Below are 1,553 nucleotides of genomic sequence, written 5' to 3' on the forward strand. Positions count from 1 at the left end.
CAGCTCCTACGCAGCTCCCTACGCAGCTACATAGCGCCGGCGCTCCAGCGGGAGCAGGTCCCCCCCCGTTAATGCTCGATATGTTCATCCGGCCGCTTGGCCCGTCGCCCATCCTGTTTCGACAACTGGGAAAAAATCGTTGCCGCCAGCATCGCCATGATCCCCACCGTCACGAAGGTCAATTGGAACGCGCCCAACACCGTGTCCACGCCGTCGTTGCCAACCTGGGCCGTGAAGCCGCCAAGCAAGGCGCCGGCACACGCTACGCCGAGGCTGAGGGACAGTTGCGCCACCACTGACAACAGGCTGTTGCCGCTGCTGGCGCTGGCGTCGTCCAGGTCGATCAGGGTCACGGTGTTCATCGCGGTGAATTGCAGCGAGTTGATTGCCCCCAGCACCGCCAGATGCGCCAGCAACAGCCAGTACGGAGTCTGTTCGCTGACCAGGCCCATGCTTGCCAGCATCACGCCCAGGGCGAGGGTATTGGCGGTAAGGACAATGCGATAGCCGAAGCGCTCGATCAATGGCCGGGCGACCGATTTGGCGACCATCGCCGCGGCCGCCAGTGGCAGCATGCTCATCCCCGCCTGGGAGGGCGAATAGCCCAGGGCGACTTGCAACAACAACGGCACCAGGAACGGCAGGGCGCCGCTGCCCAGGCGCGCGAACAGGTTGCCGAGGATGCCCACGGCGAAGGTCCGGGTCTTGAACAGCGACGGAGGGAACAGCGCGTTCTCGACGTGCCCGGCCCGCAACCAGTACGCCGCCAGGCAAGCCATGCCGCCGAACAGCAGCAACATCACCCGCAGGTGCGGCAGGTGCAGTTCCCCCAGGCCTTCCATGGCGATGGTGATCAGCACCATCGCCGCGCCAAACAGCAAAAAGCCCAGGCCATCGAAGCGCGTGCGCTCGCTGCCGCGCAGGTCCGGAATGAATTTCCACACGGCATAGCAGCCGATCACGCCCACCGGCAGGTTGATGATGAAGATCCAGTGCCAGGTCATGTATTCCACCATCCAACCGCCCATGGTCGGGCCGATCAGCGGGCCGAGCAGCCCGGGAATGGTGATAAACCCCATGATTCGTACCAGCTCCGAGCGGGGATACGCCCGAAGCACCACCAGCCTGCCCACCGGCAGCATCAGTGCACCGCCCAGGCCTTGGATGACCCGGGCGCCGACCAGCATGCTCAACGAACTGGACAAGGCGCAGAGCAAGGAGCCGAAGCTGAACAACAGGATCGCGCCGAAGAAAATCTTCTTGGTGCCGAAGCGGTCGGCGATCCAGCCCGACGCCGGGATCAACAGCGCCACGGTGAGCATGTAGGCGATGATCACGCCTTGCATGCGCAGCGGGTTTTCCGCCAGGTCACTGGCCATGGCGGGCAGGGCAGTGTTGAGGATGGTCCCGTCGAGGGACTGCATGAAAAAGGCAATCGCCACGACCCACGGGAGCCAGCGGGCGGTGACGGCATCGAGGGGAGCGCGGTTGGGCATGGGACCTCTTGTGTGAAAAGTGAACAGCTACCAGTGGCAAGGAAGCTCTTGTGGCGA

1 protein-coding gene is annotated in these 1,553 nt (G+C 64.1%); it reads right to left on the reverse strand.

All coding sequences use genetic code 11. The features are described 5' to 3' along the window. Positions 1 to 68: 68 nt before the first annotated feature. The gene (gene mdtD / locus OC610_RS27150) at positions 69 to 1,496 is read right to left on the reverse strand and encodes a multidrug transporter subunit MdtD (protein ID WP_264432457.1); all 1,428 of its coding nucleotides are present in this window, start codon (positions 1,494 to 1,496) and stop codon (positions 69 to 71) included. Positions 1,497 to 1,553 lie beyond the last annotated feature (57 nt).

The sequence above is a fragment of the Pseudomonas agronomica genome (assembly GCF_025917275.1).
Classification (GTDB): Bacteria; Pseudomonadota; Gammaproteobacteria; order Pseudomonadales; family Pseudomonadaceae; genus Aquipseudomonas; species Aquipseudomonas agronomica.